At 56.8% G+C, this 14,697-nt stretch carries 12 protein-coding genes; 10 read left to right on the top strand and 2 right to left on the bottom strand.

Annotated features, from left to right (window positions below; translation table 11 throughout):
• Positions 1-13: 13 nt before the first annotated feature.
• Positions 14-778: a class II aldolase/adducin family protein gene (locus KCG46_RS05980; protein ID WP_218404356.1), complete on the bottom strand. Its 765-nt coding sequence runs from the start codon at positions 776-778 to the stop codon at positions 14-16.
• A gap of 125 nt (positions 779-903) precedes the next feature.
• Here KCG46_RS05980 and KCG46_RS05975 point away from each other — a divergent pair, with 125 nt between their 5' ends.
• The 10 genes from KCG46_RS05975 (at position 904) to asd (ending at position 13,933) form a co-directional block, all read left to right on the top strand.
• On the top strand, positions 904-2,271 hold the full coding sequence (locus tag KCG46_RS05975) for an MATE family efflux transporter (RefSeq protein WP_218404355.1): 1,368 nt from the start codon (positions 904-906) through the stop codon (positions 2,269-2,271).
• A 75-nt stretch (positions 2,272-2,346) separates the two neighbouring features.
• A complete protein-coding gene (locus tag KCG46_RS05970) occupies positions 2,347-4,776 on the top strand; it encodes a chemotaxis protein CheA (protein WP_218404354.1) in 2,430 nt (809 codons plus the stop codon).
• Positions 4,776-5,228, top strand: a complete 453-nt coding sequence (locus tag KCG46_RS05965; RefSeq protein ID WP_218404353.1) for a chemotaxis protein CheW — start codon at positions 4,776-4,778, stop codon at positions 5,226-5,228. Before KCG46_RS05970 ends, KCG46_RS05965 begins: the two co-directional genes overlap by 1 nt.
• Before the next feature lie 54 nt (positions 5,229-5,282).
• On the top strand, positions 5,283-5,648 hold the full coding sequence (locus KCG46_RS05960) for a response regulator (protein WP_218404352.1): 366 nt from the start codon (positions 5,283-5,285) through the stop codon (positions 5,646-5,648).
• Between the two features lie 92 nt (positions 5,649-5,740).
• The gene (cheB, locus tag KCG46_RS05955) at positions 5,741-6,778 is read left to right on the top strand and encodes a chemotaxis-specific protein-glutamate methyltransferase CheB (protein WP_218404351.1); all 1,038 of its coding nucleotides are present in this window, start codon (positions 5,741-5,743) and stop codon (positions 6,776-6,778) included.
• Between the two features lie 17 nt (positions 6,779-6,795).
• Entirely contained in the window at positions 6,796-7,659 is an 864-nt protein-coding gene (locus tag KCG46_RS05950) for a CheR family methyltransferase (RefSeq protein ID WP_218404350.1), read from the top strand.
• 197 nt (positions 7,660-7,856) lie between these two features.
• Positions 7,857-9,365, top strand: coding sequence for a putative bifunctional diguanylate cyclase/phosphodiesterase (locus KCG46_RS05945; RefSeq protein ID WP_255551794.1), 1,509 nt, complete (start codon positions 7,857-7,859; stop codon positions 9,363-9,365).
• Complete coding sequence (locus KCG46_RS05940; RefSeq protein ID WP_255551793.1) at positions 9,362-10,828, top strand: methyl-accepting chemotaxis protein; 1,467 nt, start codon at positions 9,362-9,364, stop codon at positions 10,826-10,828. Before KCG46_RS05945 ends, KCG46_RS05940 begins: the two co-directional genes overlap by 4 nt.
• Before the next feature lie 105 nt (positions 10,829-10,933).
• On the top strand, positions 10,934-12,793 hold the full coding sequence (locus KCG46_RS12610) for a methyl-accepting chemotaxis protein (RefSeq protein WP_255551792.1): 1,860 nt from the start codon (positions 10,934-10,936) through the stop codon (positions 12,791-12,793).
• Between the two features lie 291 nt (positions 12,794-13,084).
• Positions 13,085-13,933 carry an archaetidylserine decarboxylase gene (gene asd, locus KCG46_RS05930; protein WP_255551791.1) on the top strand — a complete coding sequence of 283 codons (849 nt, stop codon included), beginning with the start codon at positions 13,085-13,087 and terminating at the stop codon, positions 13,931-13,933.
• Here asd and KCG46_RS05925 read toward each other — a convergent pair.
• On the bottom strand, positions 13,926-14,669 hold the full coding sequence (locus KCG46_RS05925; protein WP_218404347.1) for a hypothetical protein: 744 nt from the start codon (positions 14,667-14,669) through the stop codon (positions 13,926-13,928). The two genes, asd and KCG46_RS05925, sit on opposite strands and share 8 nt — an antisense overlap.
• Between the last annotated feature and the right edge of the window lie 28 nt (positions 14,670-14,697).

Genomic DNA, 14,697 nt, shown 5'->3' with positions numbered 1-14,697 from the left:
TTTGAATTCGGGATCAGCTGCGCCAGGTCGTGTCGATCCGGTCGATACGGCGTTTCCACGCTTCGAAATCGAACACGCCCGCGCCGCCTTGTGACTGCATCACCGAAATGTCGCGCTGGTGCACATCGACAACTTCCTGCGGCACAACATTGGGTTTACCCATGCCCACCGTCGCAACCTGAATTTCGCAGGCGCGTTGCAGCGCCCACATCTTCACGAACATACCCTGAATCGTTTTGTCCATTACAACTGGCCCGTGATTGCGGAGCATAAGGATAGTGTGATCGCCAAGGTTCTCGACCAGACGCTCGCCTTCCTCGCTGCGAACGGTCACGCCTTCAAAATCGTGGTAGCCAATCTGGTTCTGAAAATTGCAGGCATAGAAATTGGTCGGCATCAGTCCGTCTTTGTGGCTGCACACGGCCATCGTTGCGGTGGTGTGGACGTGGCAGATGGCATCAGCCCGCTCACCCAGATGCTTGTGAAAATATGCGTGCTGGGTGAAGCCAGCTTTGTTGACCATATATTGCGACGGGCCAACATTGTTTCCCTCGACATCGATCTTCACAAGGTTCGATGCGGTCACTTCATCATAGAGCAGACCGAACGGGTTGATCAGGAATGTATCTTCCTCACCCGGAACCTTCAAAGAGATATGGTTGTAGATCGATTCCGACCAGCCGAGATGATCGAAAATGCGGTAACATGCAGCCAGATCAAGGCGTGCCTGCCATTCTTCTTTGCTGCATTCGATTGTCGGTTTCAGCTGCGTTGCCATGAACGGGAATCCTTTGCGTCTGTCTGTCTTTGCAACCTATATCGCACGGCCAAGGGGCGCTGCACAAGCATTTCGGCCTGTTTAGGCTTTGCCATAGATCAACTCCGCGGCTACGCGGGACTTGTATGAGCGATGATGACACTGCCCCCGACAATTCATCGGCAAAACTCGTTCGCGGGAGCATCACCGGACATTTGATCAGCCAGACCTTGCCTGCGATTGTGGGTGTGGCCGCAATCATGTCGATTGGCCTCGTCGATGCGTATTTCATCGGGCAGCTAGGCAGCGATGCTCTGGCGGCGATCTCGTTTATTTTTCCGATCTCCGTAGCGCTCTCCAGCCTTGGCGTGGGCGTCATGGTCGGTATCAATTCAGTCGTAGCGCGCGCGCTGGGCGAAGGGGACGATGAAAAGGTGGCTCGGCGCGCCAATTTCGGCATTGTTTTCGCCGTGGGCTGCGGGATCGTGATGGGCTTAACGCTCTATGCGCTGCTTGATCCGCTCTTTTCCTTGATGAATGCGCCAGAAAACCTGTTGCCGCTCATCCGTCTTTACATGGAACCCTACGCGCTCGGTTTCCCGTTGATACTGGCGATTATGGGCCTCAACGGCGTGCTGCGCGGGCAAGGCGAAGCGCGCAAGACAAGCACCGTTTCGATCAGCTATGCGGCCGCAAACTGGGTGCTTGATCCGATCCTGATCACGGGCGCTTTCGGTTTCGAAGGGTTCGGCATTTCAGGTGCGGCTTATGCGACCATCATCGGCTGGATGGTCGGTGTGGCCGTCGCTCTGGTTCTAGTCAGATCAGCTGCCATCCCGATGGATTTGGGCAGCCTACGCGGTAGCAGCCTGGTCGATCCAGCAAAGGCAATTATGAGCGTCGGCCTGCCAGCAGCGATGTCCAACGCGATCAACCCTATAGGGCTGTCGATCCTGACAGCGCTGGTCGCGCTCGAAGGGGAAGCGGCGGTCGCTGGATTTGGAGCGGCGGGACGATTGCAAAGTTTCGCCACCGTCCCGCTTCTAGCCTTGTCAGGCTCTATTGGCGCGATCGTCGGCCAAAACTGGGGCGCGAAGGAATATGGCCGAGCGCGAGAAGCGGCGCTTTACGCGGGCGCGTTCTGCATCGTCTGGGGCCTTGGCATTGCCGTCGCCATGGTCGCAGGCGGCGAATGGTTTGCCGACCTTTTCACCGAAGACCCGGACGTGGTCGATGAGTTTGCTCTGTATCTGCAAATCGCGGCATGGGGCTATGCAGGCTTTGGCCTCCTGATCGTTGCCAACGGCATTCTCAACGCGGTCGACAACGCGCGCTATGCGCTGGGCCAGTCGGTGTTGCGTGTATTTCTGGTGATGCTGCCGGTTGCATTTCTGCTTCAGGGCAACTGGGGCAGTGAGGCGATTTACACCGCCGAACTCGCCGCCAATCTGTTCGGCGGACTAACGGGTGTCGTATTGATCTACGTCATTCTGCACCGCCGCGCGCCTCAATAGGGCATTCGTTACGCTTCGTTAACCATCCAGCCCCATAGATGCTTCTAGAGTTTTAACTTCGGGGGCGAGCGCGCCATGGACGACCTGCTGGCGGATTTTGTCGCAGAAACACGTGAGATGCTGGAAGCCAGCGAGGGCGAGATTATCGCCTGGGAAGCTGATCCATCCGACAGCGCGCGCATCGATACCATTTTCCGCTTCGTTCACACCGTGAAAGGCAATTGCGGATTCTTCGATTTTCCGCGCCTTGCCGGACTCAGCCACGCTGCGGAAGACGCGCTTGCCGATTGCCGCGCAGGGCGCCGAGAGCCGGATGCCGCGCTTGTCACAGCCGTGCTTGCGATCATCGACCGGATCGCTTTGATGGTCGACGCCATTGAAGCGGGCGAAGAGCTATCTGCCGGTGGTGATGAAGAACTGATCGCGGCCCTCAACGCTGCATCGGAAGATGATATCATCGCAGTTGAAACTGCCCCGGCACATTCTCCCGCCAGTACAATTCTGGAAGGCTGCGATGCTTTCGCGGACGAGGAAACGGCCAAAAGGCCCGATTGCCCCGCTGCCGTACAGCGCAGCATTCGCCTGCCGGTTGATCTGCTTGACCGTGTCATGAGCGGTGTTTCGGACATGGTTCTGGCCCGCAATGATCTGGGCCATCGCCTGCGTCAGGCAGGCACCCAGCCTACGATCGATGGACCATTCGAACGCCTCACGACCATTCTATCCGATGTGCGCGATGCGATCACTCGCATGCGGATGCAACGGATCGAAACCGTTTTTGCCGCCCTGCCCCGTCTGGTTCGCGATCTTTCAGCGGATCTTGGCAAACAGGTAATGGTCGACCTTGAAGGCGGCGATGTCGAACTGGACCGCGAAATGGTCGAGATGGTGCGCGACCCGCTTACCCACATCATCCGCAATGCCATCGACCATGGGATGGAAGTACCATCCGACCGGCTCAAAAACGGCAAACGCGAAATCGGCCTGCTATCGATTGCCGCGCGCCAATCAGGCAATACCATTTCGATTGTCGTCAGCGATGATGGGCGCGGTCTGGACGAAGAGAAAATCGCTGCCAAGGCCGTTGATACGGGACTGATCACAGCATCACAGCGCACGCAAATGGGCCGCGAAGCGATCCTCCAGCTCATCTTTGAACCCGGCTTTTCGACCGCAGATGAAGTCAGCAATGTCTCAGGTCGCGGCGTCGGTCTCGATGTTGTTCGCGCAAATCTTCAAAAAGTTGGCGGAAGCATAAAGGTCTCCAGCCAGCCGGGGGTCGGCACGCTGTTCACCCTGCAAATCCCGCTCACTCTTAGCATTATTGCCGGCCTGACTGTTGAAATCGGCGAACAGCGCTTTGCCATCCCGCAAAGCTATGTCGAAGAAATCATCCATTCCTCAGCCAAGGCGCTCGACTTTACCCGAGTTGGCGAAACCGCACTGGTCACATTCCGTGGACAGCGCGTGCCATGCTTGATGCTTACCCAGGTTTTGGGCCTTGATGTTGGCGATATTGATGAACGCGACCAAACAATGGTTCTGCTGCGTCTCGCATCGGGCGATCTGTTTGCGCTGGCCGTTGACCGGATTCACACTCACGGCGATCTCGTTGTAAAGCCGCTTGCGCCCGCGGTGATGAGCAGCGGTTTTTACGCTGGCTCCACCTTGCTTGATGATGGCCAACCAATCCTGCTGCTCGATGTGACCAACATTGCCAGCAATTACGGCCTCGTATCCGATGCCCGTACACGCGTCCTGCAAACCGCAGAGGAAACAGATTCGAAAGCCGGGAAAGACATCAGTCGAGCCATGCTCTTTACAGATTTTCACGGGCGCCGCTGTGCAGTCCGCCTCGAACTGGTGAAGCGGATTGAGACTGCACCTGCGTCCGCGATCGATCGGACATCGGCGAGCCCGCGCGCTGTCATTGATAATGCGATCCTGCCGCTGATCGGATTGCCTGATGGGCCATTCCCTGCGGAAAAAGTACGTTTTCTGCGCCTGAGCGACGGCGATTCTGAATTGCTACAAGCCGTGCGAGAGATTGATGATGCGGTCGAGCTCACTGAAAAACTTAAGCCGGTTACAGATGATCCGTTGATCGAGGCAGTCACGCTGGTCGGTGACCAAACTGTATCGCTGGTGGACGGACATGAACTGTTCGCCAGATATGGTGAACCGCCCGAGATCACTGCGAAACCGATCTGCCGCCTTCCCGGAAGCGAATGGTCGCGCAGCATTCTTGGCCCGCTTGTGACCTCTGCGGGTTACGACATAGCGGATGAAAGCAGCGAACCGAAAGAAGATGGCAGCGAAATCTGCATCATGCTTGAGGAAGAATACGAAGCGGCAGCCGCTCTCGAAATGCCGATTGCCGACAAAGTCATTCGCCTGCGCAGCCTGCCTCAGGAAACTCCGGGCGAAGACACCATCTATCGCTATGATCGGGATGCTCTTGTTGCTGCCCTTCACAAAGCCCGCGCTGCCGGAGGAAACCGCTAATGTCTGATCTGATGGTTATGACCCAGATTGCTGGCCGTCGCTGCGCCTTGCATGCTCATGACGTGCAATCTGTAATCGAGTTGGGCGCGGTTACTCCCGTCCCCCAAACACCGGACTTTATCGCCGGCATTACTGCGCTGCGCAGCCAAGCGCTCACAGTAATAGACTGCCGTCTCGCGCTTGGTTTCAAAGGCACTGATTGGAGCACTGATCCGCGCGCCGCCGTCGTCTCTGTCAACGGGTATTCCTATGCCCTAACCCTTGATGCGATCGAAGACATCACGACCAGCATCGGCGAACCTACGCAGATCACCGGCGGGTTCGGGCCTGAATGGTCGCGTGTGGCCACCGGAATGATTGAGACCTCTGCCGGTCCATCCTTGCTCATTGACCTAGCCGCGCTGATCGCCGGTCCTGACGAGAAATCGGGCGATCTCTCAGCCGCAGCTTAATCCATTAGTTACCGCTTGAGCGTACCCACGGGCGATAAACATAAAGAGGTCTTCATGAAAACGTGCCTGATCGTCGATGATTCCCGGGTAATACGCAAAGTGTCGAGGCATATTCTCGAAACACTTGGCTTCGATGTATCCGAGGCGGAAAACGGGCAAACCGGTCTGGATGCGTGTGAAATGAACATGCCAGATGTCGTGCTGCTCGACTGGAACATGCCGGTTATGACCGGCATCGAATTCATAACCCAGCTGCGCAAACGCCCAGGAGGCAACGCGCCGAAAGTTGTGTTCTGCACCACCGAAAATGATGTCGCTCATATTCGCGAGGCCATTTCAGCGGGCGCAGACGAGTATGTCATGAAGCCGTTCGATCACGAAACTCTTCAGATCAAATTACAGTTGGTTGGCTTCGCGTGAGCGCGTCGACGCCTCGAACAAGTAAAATACTAAAAGCCGAACCGGCTACTGCCGCCACTCCGCAACCGGCCGGTGATGATGGCGTTCGCGTAATGATCGTGGACGATTCGCTTACAGTCCGTACGATTTTCAAACGCATGGTCGAAAGCGATCAAGGCATGAACATCGCTGGCACAGCGAGCAGCGCCGAGCGCGCAATCGCCCAGCTTAAAAACACACCAGCAGATGTTATTCTGCTCGATCTCGAAATGCCGGGCATGGGCGGGCTCGAAGCCCTTCCTGAAATTCTTGAAACATCGAAAGACGTTCAAGTCCTTGTCGTCTCTTCGCTTACTGAAGACGGCGCAGAAGCTACCGTTACTGCGCTTTCTATGGGCGCTGCGGAGACAATGCTGAAACCGCGGCCGGGCGGTTTTAATGAAGAGTATCGCTCGCAATTGTTGAGCAAGATACGCGCCTTGGGCAGTTCGGCTGCGGAAGCATCTGGATCGGACGTCGAACAACCGCATACAGCCAAGCCCGTTGCAAGTGCTCCGCGTGGAAAACGCCCGGAAGTGCTGGCAATCGGCGCATCGACTGGCGGTATCCACGCGCTCAATCTGATGCTGCGTCAAATCACGCCTGAATTCGATCTGCCGATCCTTATTACTCAGCATCTGCCCGCCTCATTTGTGCCCGTATTTGCGCGCCAGGTCGAAATCGCATGCGGGCGCAAAACGGTGATTGCTGAGCGCGGCGCAGAAATCCGCCGCGGCGAGGTTATGATTGCAACCGGGAGCGGGCATATGATCGTGCGCCGCATTGGCGACCGTTTGATCACGAAACCGTCCTCAGAACCCGTTCGGAGCGGCTGTATGCCATCGGTCGATCCGATGCTCTCCAGCCTTACCCAAGCATGCGAAGGCAGAGTTCTCGCCGTCATCCTGTCGGGAATGGGCCGTGATGGTTTGGAAGGCGCAGCCGAACTCGCCGAGCACGGCGGGACAATTTACGCTCAGGATGCTGAGACCAGCGCAGTCTGGGGTATGCCAGGTGCAGTTACAAAAGCGGGACTAACCAGCCTGACCGGCTCACCAGAAGAGCTGGGTGAAGCTGTCATGTCGCTCGCCCCGGTCACGGTTTCGAAGTGAAGCGTGCGCGGTAAACCATGGAAGTCAGCCAGGCCTCATACCAGATCATCGCCGACCTCTTAGAGGCGCGGACCGGTCAGCATCTAACCGAAAGCCGGCGCTGGCGGATTGGAACTGCACTGTCAGGCGTTTTCCGCGAACATGGTATCACCAACGTTGATCAATTGGTTTGTCTGCTAGATCTGCCGATGCGCAATCCCGGCAAACCGGATCTATCACAGCAAGTCGTTGAGGCGCTGCTCAACAACGAAACCTATTTCTTTCGCGACAAGCCAACCTTCGATCAGCTTCCCGAAGATGTCCTGCCGGAAATTGCCAGCAGGCGCGCAGACACCAAACGCATCTCGATCTGGTGTGCGGGCTGCTCTACAGGTCAGGAAGTCCATTCGCTGGCGATGCTGTTCAATGATGCAGCTGATCGTTGGAAAGATTGGACAATTGAAATCCTTGGTACCGATGTATCCCACCGTGCCATCAATGCCGCTCGAAACGGCGTTTACAGCCAGTTCGAAATCCAGCGCGGTCTTGGTGTGGCGCAGATGCTGCGCCACTTCGAGGAAACAAGCCAAGGTTGGCAAGTCCGCGAGACGACACGCGCGATGTCCCGCTTTCAGCAGCACAACATTCTCACAGAGCCGCCTTCGCGCCACCGGTTTGATCTGATTTTGTGCCGGAACGTCTTGTTGTACTTTGATCAGGCGAAGCGCGAACGCGCATTCTCCAGACTTTCCAGTGCCCTGTCAGACGACGGGTATCTGATGCTGGGTGCTGGTGAAACCGTAGTGGGTCAGACAACCTCTTTCCGGCCTGCCCCTCGCCGCGCCAGCATTTACACATCGGAACGAGCGCCAACCGCTTTGCATGCAGGTGCGGCCCACTAAACCAACATTCAGGCTGACGTTAGATCATGCCGGAAAATGCGGCCACATCGGGCGCTTTCTCCCTCTGGTTTACGCTTCGTTAGCCAATGCTGTTTAGGAATCTACGTATAAATTCGGATGCGGCGTATATGCGCGGTGTCTTCGGGGTTCGCAAAGCACGGGGAACAAGGGTGTCGCCACAGGGAAAACCACTGCGATTGACGAAAGCCGGTCTGGTTCTGATCCCGCTTGCTGTTCTCTCGATTGTGACCGCGCTTATCATTCTGGTGGTAATAGCCAGTGACCAGATTTCGTTTGCGTCGCCCGCTGCGCTGCTGATTGCAGGCGCGCTTATCTATGCGGCGACACTGGTTCTGCTGGGTCGGAACGGCATTGCCAATGTCAACGAACTTGAAGAAGTCATCAGTCGCGATCGATTGAGCAACCTGCCAAACCGCCGCGCTTTGCACAGCGACATAGAGCGCCTTTACAAGAGCGATGACGAAGTTGCGATCGCTCTCATTGATCTTGATGCGTTTAAGCAGGTGAACGACCATTACGGCCACAGTGTCGGCGATCAGCTGATTGCAAAGTGTGCCAAGCTGATCAGCGACGTGTGCAGCGAGGAAGCGTATTGCTACCGGCTCGGCGGTGATGAATTTGCCGTTGTTAACGGCGGCCAGGCAGCCGGTACCATCCTCGAAGGGATGTGCCGTTCGCTTCTGCAACAACTCGCGTCGCCGGTCGATCTCGATGAGCGTCAGATTCCTGTCGGTGCAAGTGTTGGCCTCGCTCGATGCACAGCAGATGAGCGTTTGAGCTCATCGGAAATGCTTCGGCGCAGCGATGTTGCTATGTATATGTCAAAACGCGGCGGAAAGATGCGTTGCACCTGGTTCAACAAGACATTTGACCAGCGCCGTGAAGCCGTGCGTGAGCTCGAAGGCGATCTGCGCATAGGCCTGACCGAAGGCGAATTCGACATCGCGTATCAACCGCTGGTCGATGCCAATTGCGGAAGCATTGTAGCTGTCGAAGCCTTGCTACGTTGGGAACGTCAGGACGGAAAGAAAATCGGTCCGAATGAATTTATTCCGGTTGCCGAAGAGAGCGGCATTATCAATCCGATCGGCCTCTGGGTGCTGCGCAAAGCAGTCTGTGACGCGCTGCGTTGGGGCAATGTCACCCTGTCGGTCAACATATCCGCTGCGCAGCTGCGCAACCCGGAATTCCCGATCAAACTCGGTGAAATTCTGGAAGAAACAGGCTATCCACCGCACCAGCTTGAATTGGAGGTCACCGAAACCTGCCTTGTCCTCGACCCTGTCGTGGCTGAGCGGAGCCTCGATGTCATTCGCGGGTTCGGTGTCCGGATTTCGCTTGATGATTTTGGCACCGGCTACGCATCAATTGGTTTCCTGCGCCAGTTCCGCTTTGAAAAGCTGAAGCTGGACCGCAGCCTTGTGGTTCAAGCGGGCGAGGATGACGGCAGCCGCGCGATGATGCTGTCCAGCATCGCATTGGCCCGCGCGCTCAAAATGGATGTCACCGCAGAAGGTGTCGAAACGACCGAACAGGCCGACATGGTTCGCCTTGCCGGTGCCGACCAGATTCAAGGCTGGCTTTACTACAAAGCCATGCCTGCCGAAGAAATTGACGCATTGATCACAAAGCAAGATGCGGCGGCGAGCGCCATCGCAAACTCAAATGGGGAGCAGGCCGCATGAGCGAACTGCAGCATATTTTCACCGAAGGTGAAGCGGGACAGCCGACTTCACATCAATTCCGTGCGCATGTGCCAAGCGCAGATGCGCATCAATACGATCAAGATGTTGGCATCGTGACGAACATTTTTCGCCGTCTTGGCACTATGCAGAAAGTCTTACTGACGGTTGGCGCTCCGCTTGCGCTCGTAATTCTCACGGCTGCATTTTCATTCATCCTGCTGGGTGACATTTCAAGCCACCTTGAATCAGGAGACCCGGCAGCCATCGCGAAAGCTGCCGCTGAAGCTAACATGCTTCGCTACGTATTGATCGCCTCAGTCGCCGTGGGCGTTGCGCTGACCCTAGGCCTCATGTCTGTTATTCGCACCGATATCATTCGCACGTCACGTCAGTTGATCGATTGCATTCAACGAATTGCAAAGGGCCAAAGCGATGTCATCGTTCCACATCGCGACCGGATCGACGAATACGGCGTCCTCGGGAACGAGGTCGAAGGCATTCGCCTCGCAAGCATTGAATTCGCCCGCCTAAACACTGAACGCGCAGAGCGTGCGAATTCGGAATTGGAAGAACAAACACGCCTCCAGCTTCAACGTGAAGAAGCACAGGTAGAACGCGAAGGCGCCTTGCGCGAACTGGCGGACCAGTTTGAACGCACCGTCGGCGATGTCGTCAGCGGCGTTGCCTCGGCATCGTCACAGCTTCAGACCACATCGACCATGATGGCAAGCAGCGCCGAACAGGGAAGCGCGCGCACCAACGAAGTTTCCGTCGCTATGCGTGAAGCCAACACTGGAGCGACCGCAGCGGCTGCCGCAAGCGACGAGTTTGCAATGTCGATCGGGGAAATAAGCCGCCAAGCCGCGTCATCAGCTGAGCTCGCTCGCCGCGCCACTGAATCAGCAAATGAAGCCGATCAGACCATTTCTGCACTTTCCGCGTCTGCCGATCAGGTCGGCCAGATCGTCGAGCTTATCCAGACCATTGCACAACGCACCAACCTCCTCGCTTTGAACGCCTCAATCGAGGCTGCGCGCGGCGGCGAAGCGGGCCGCGGATTTGCTGTCGTCGCAAGCGAAGTCAAAGAACTCGCTATGCAAACAAGCCGCGCGACCGAACAGGTCGGCGAACAAATCCGCTCCATGCAGGATACAACCGGCGCAAGCGTTTCGGCATTGCGGTCAATTGCCGGCCAGGTGCAAGAGCTCGAAACAACCGCAGTTTCGATCGCAACCGCAGTCGACCAGCAATCCGTCGCGGGTCAGGATCTTGCTCGCAGCATCGACCTCGCCGCACGCGGGACAGAACAGGTTGCGGGTCATGTCGATGAAGTGCACGAACTGTCGCTTTCGACCGGTTCGGCCGCGACTCAAGTCCTCTCGAGCGCGACCGATCTGGAAGAGCAGGCGACGACGCTGCGCAGTCAGGTCAATGATTTCCTTGCGAGAATTAGAGCAGGTTAACTGGCGGCGGTCTTTACCGGGGTTATTAGGCGCGCGCTGGCAAGGTTTTGGAAAGCATTTTCGTTCAGGAATAGCGTTACGTTTTCCGAACCGGGTGCCACTGCAATGAATATGATGAGCCATCAGGAGCAGCGCGAAGAGTTCGCCGTTCCCGAATATGTCAGCGAATTGGAAACCCAGTTCGCTACAGAAGGCGAAACTGAAGCTGCGCCGGCTGCGCCAGTGAGCTTTTTTGATCGCTTTAGCTGGTTCAGCAACCTCCAGATCAAAGGCAAGATTCACGCGATCTTTGGCACCTTCTTTGGTGTATGCTTCGCAGTCACATTGGTCCTGACGCTTGGCTTCAGCGAGCTCTATTTCCGCTATCAAACCTCATCCGAGGTCCGCGATGGTGTTGTTGCTGCTGTCGAATTCCGCGGTGCGACAGGTGAATTGAGATACAACACGGTACGCACCATTTTCGGCGGTGAAACCGACGCGTTCCAGCGTCAGCGCGAGACGTTTAAGGCGACCGAACAGCAAATAAATGATCTGGAAGCGATCATCCAGAAACACGCTCCGCAGCTGGATGACAGATTGCAGGAAACCCGCGTGGTTCTGGATAGCTACAATGCAACTTTTGTTGCCTTAACCGACCGTCTCAGAGCCGAGGGGCGGAGCCCAGAGGTAACGGCGCTCGCCTTTCAGCTTTCAGAGCAAGGTGACGAGCTCTACTCGCAAGCTGACCGGTTCGCCCGCGATCTTTCTTTGTTCAGCGGAGAGATAGAGCAAACCGGTGCCGACTACTTTTTCATGATGATCGGTATCGTCTTGGCGCTTTCCGGAATCGGGGTTCTGATCTTGATCGGCGGTTTGAACTATCTGTCCAAGGATTTCTCCCGCAAGCTTGCTGAAATCAGCGGCGCGATGAAACGGTTGTCAAAAGGCGACCGGAACTTCGAAGTCGCAGGCCATGACCGCAAAGACGAGATGGGCGATATGGTCCGATCTTTGACCTTGTTCAAACGCGCAAGCCGCCAAATGGAAATTTGGGCGAGCGAACGCGCCGAACGTGCTGATGCCGAGATTCGGGCGCAACAGGAGCGCGCTCGTGAGCAGGAAGAGGCTCAGGAACGCAAAGCGAATATGATGGCGGATGTCGCGTCTCAGCTTGAGCATTCGGTTGGCGAGATTGTCGAACGGGTTGCATCGGCTTCGACGGAGCTGAACACTACAGCATCGCAAATGAAGGATGCTGCCGAGCACACCAGCCAGCGTACAAACGAGCTGTCGAAAGACATGTCGGAGGCAAATGCCGGTGCAACCGCCGCCGCCGCCGCAAGCGATGAATTCGCGCTATCCATCAATGAAATTAGCAGGCAGGCGGCATCTTCAAGCGAGTTGGCACGGCTTGCCAGCGACGCCACAGCCGAGGCCGACACAACGATCTCTGCATTGTCCGAATCCGCCGATCAGGTGGGCCAGATCGTCGAGCTGATCCACACCATCGCACAGCGGACCAATCTGTTGGCGCTCAATGCATCGATCGAAGCCGCTCGCGGCGGCGAAGCGGGACGCGGGTTTGCCGTTGTCGCAAGCGAAGTCAAAGAGCTTGCAATGCAGACAAGCAGAGCAACCGAAAAGATCGCGGATCAAATCCGGTCCATGCAGGATACCACCGGCGCAAGTGTTTCCGCGCTGCGCTCTATCGCCGGACAGGTAAGAGAGCTCGAAACGACCGCCGTATCGATTGCAAGCGCCGTCGATCAACAATCGGTTGCGGGTCACGATCTGGCTCGCAGTATCGATCTCGCCGCACGAGGGACCGAGAAAGTGGCCACGCATGTGGACGACGTGCGGGAGCTTTCGCTATCGACCGGCACAGCAGCAACTCAGGTTCTCAGCAGCGCCAGCGATCTCGAGAAACAGGCGAGCGTCCTAAACGAGCAAGTCGATGCATTCGTGAAGCAGGTTCGCGAGCGGTGAATCCACATGGACTACCCGCGATCTCAGTAGAGCGTCGGTATGCCTGTGCATGTTGTGGCTTTGGCCATTATTGCTTTCCAGATCCATCGGATGGCGTGTGCCCTCGCCTGAGAGGATCGCCCCTCTGATAGATGCTGTATGCTTGAATATGGCAAGCCTGATAGGCGGACAGCCGGTTTGGGCTATGATCGCCCTGTCCAATATCCGCAATCGTAGGTAGGGCTTTGACGATGTTGCCAATCGACATCCTCCTATTCGGGAGAAGTCGGGGCCAGTATTCAAGGTGCAGTGATGGATCGATTAAAGGTGTTGTTGCAATATGCGCTGCCAAAGCGCCTCCTGACGACATTTGCAGGCCGTATTGCTAGCGCAAAAAGCGGGGCCGCGACTACGCGATTGATCCGGTGGTTTGTCGGCAAATACAACGTCGACATGAAAGAGGCCGCCGACCCGCAGCTATCCAGCTATAAATCTTTCAACGAGTTCTTCACGCGGCCACTCAGGGCAGGCGCGCGCCCTCTGGCGGATGCCAGCTTTATATGCCCGGTCGACGGTGCGATCAGTCAATTCGGCGCGATTGATGACGGGCACATCGTGCAAGCTAAAGGGCACCGCTTCACCACTGTAGAGCTGGTGGGCGGCGACCCGGCCCTGGCATCGCAATTTCGCGGCGGCAGTTTTGCCAACCTGTATCTGTCTCCGAAGGACTACCACCGTATCCATATGCCCTGCGCTGGCAGGTTGATGCGTATGATCTATGTGCCCGGCGAACTGTTCTCGGTGAGCCCGACAACTGCACGCGGGGTCCCAAACCTGTTCGCTCGCAACGAACGCGTCGTTTGCGTCTTCGACGCTGGCGAGTTTGGCGAGCTTGTGATGGTGCTGGTCGGCGCGACAATCGTCGGGAGTATGGAAACTGTGTGGCATGGCGTTGTGAATCCGACCCGTCCCAAGCAAGTGGTCGAATGGACCTATGATGATCAAAACATAGTGCTTGAAAAAGGAACGGAGATGGGCCGGTTCTTACTCGGTTCCACCGTAATCATGCTTTTCCAGCATGGGATCGTTGAATTCAACGGCGACTGGGCTCCAGAGCAGTCGGTTCGGCTTGGCGAACGTATGGGTGATTGTCCTATCTGAAGTTGTGCAGATATCTCGCGGTGCCTGATGCGAGTGGGCTCACAGGTGCCGCAGCGCTGACCTGATCGACGCGCGGCAATTCCGGTGCAGGTGAGTGATAGACAAGGGCAGAAAACCCGAGCCACGCGCTGAACATCAGCAAGTAAGGCCACCGGCGCGGCCACAGCCACACCACCACCAGTGTCGCTGCTGCGGTACCTGCGAGGGCGATCAATGCCGAGTTTGCTACACTATCGGCGGAATTGGTGAGCGCAGCCTGGATTGCCATGCTCGCCCACTGTGCTGGCAACAAGGCCAGGAGCCAATCCGGCAACATGTCGGGCCGGGCTGCCGCTGTAGCGACCACCGCAGCTTCCCCGCCGACAACAAATAGCGCGACCCACCAGCCTCTATCGGAGGCGCTCCGGGCGAACAAAGCGCCTCTTACAGCGAAGCTGATGCTGGCGATGATAACGGCGAACCCAACCGAAAGCGGATGTAGAACGGTCGGCATGCCCAGCGTATAAGCCAATAGGATGAGCCCGCCCACGCTCAACAGGCCGAGAAGCACTCCGACCCATAAGCGGCCGGTTGCAGCCGCTCCGATCATGGAAACCCCCATCAGACCAACCGCCAATATCGGGCCGTTCAATGGCGGTATCGACGCCGGATCGGAGGCATCGAAGAGCAGGAGCATGGCCACGACAGGGGCTGCAACGCCGGTAAGGGCGACAAGCAGCCAGGGAAGAGCCCGCAAGGAAGAAGACTTAGCATTCGACAACAGC

Source organism: Erythrobacter crassostreae (genome assembly GCF_019204045.1).
In the GTDB taxonomy this organism is placed as follows: domain Bacteria; phylum Pseudomonadota; class Alphaproteobacteria; order Sphingomonadales; family Sphingomonadaceae; genus Erythrobacter; species Erythrobacter crassostreae.
Note: the sequence above shows the minus strand (reverse complement) of the source record. Positions and strands in the feature narration are given on the sequence as shown.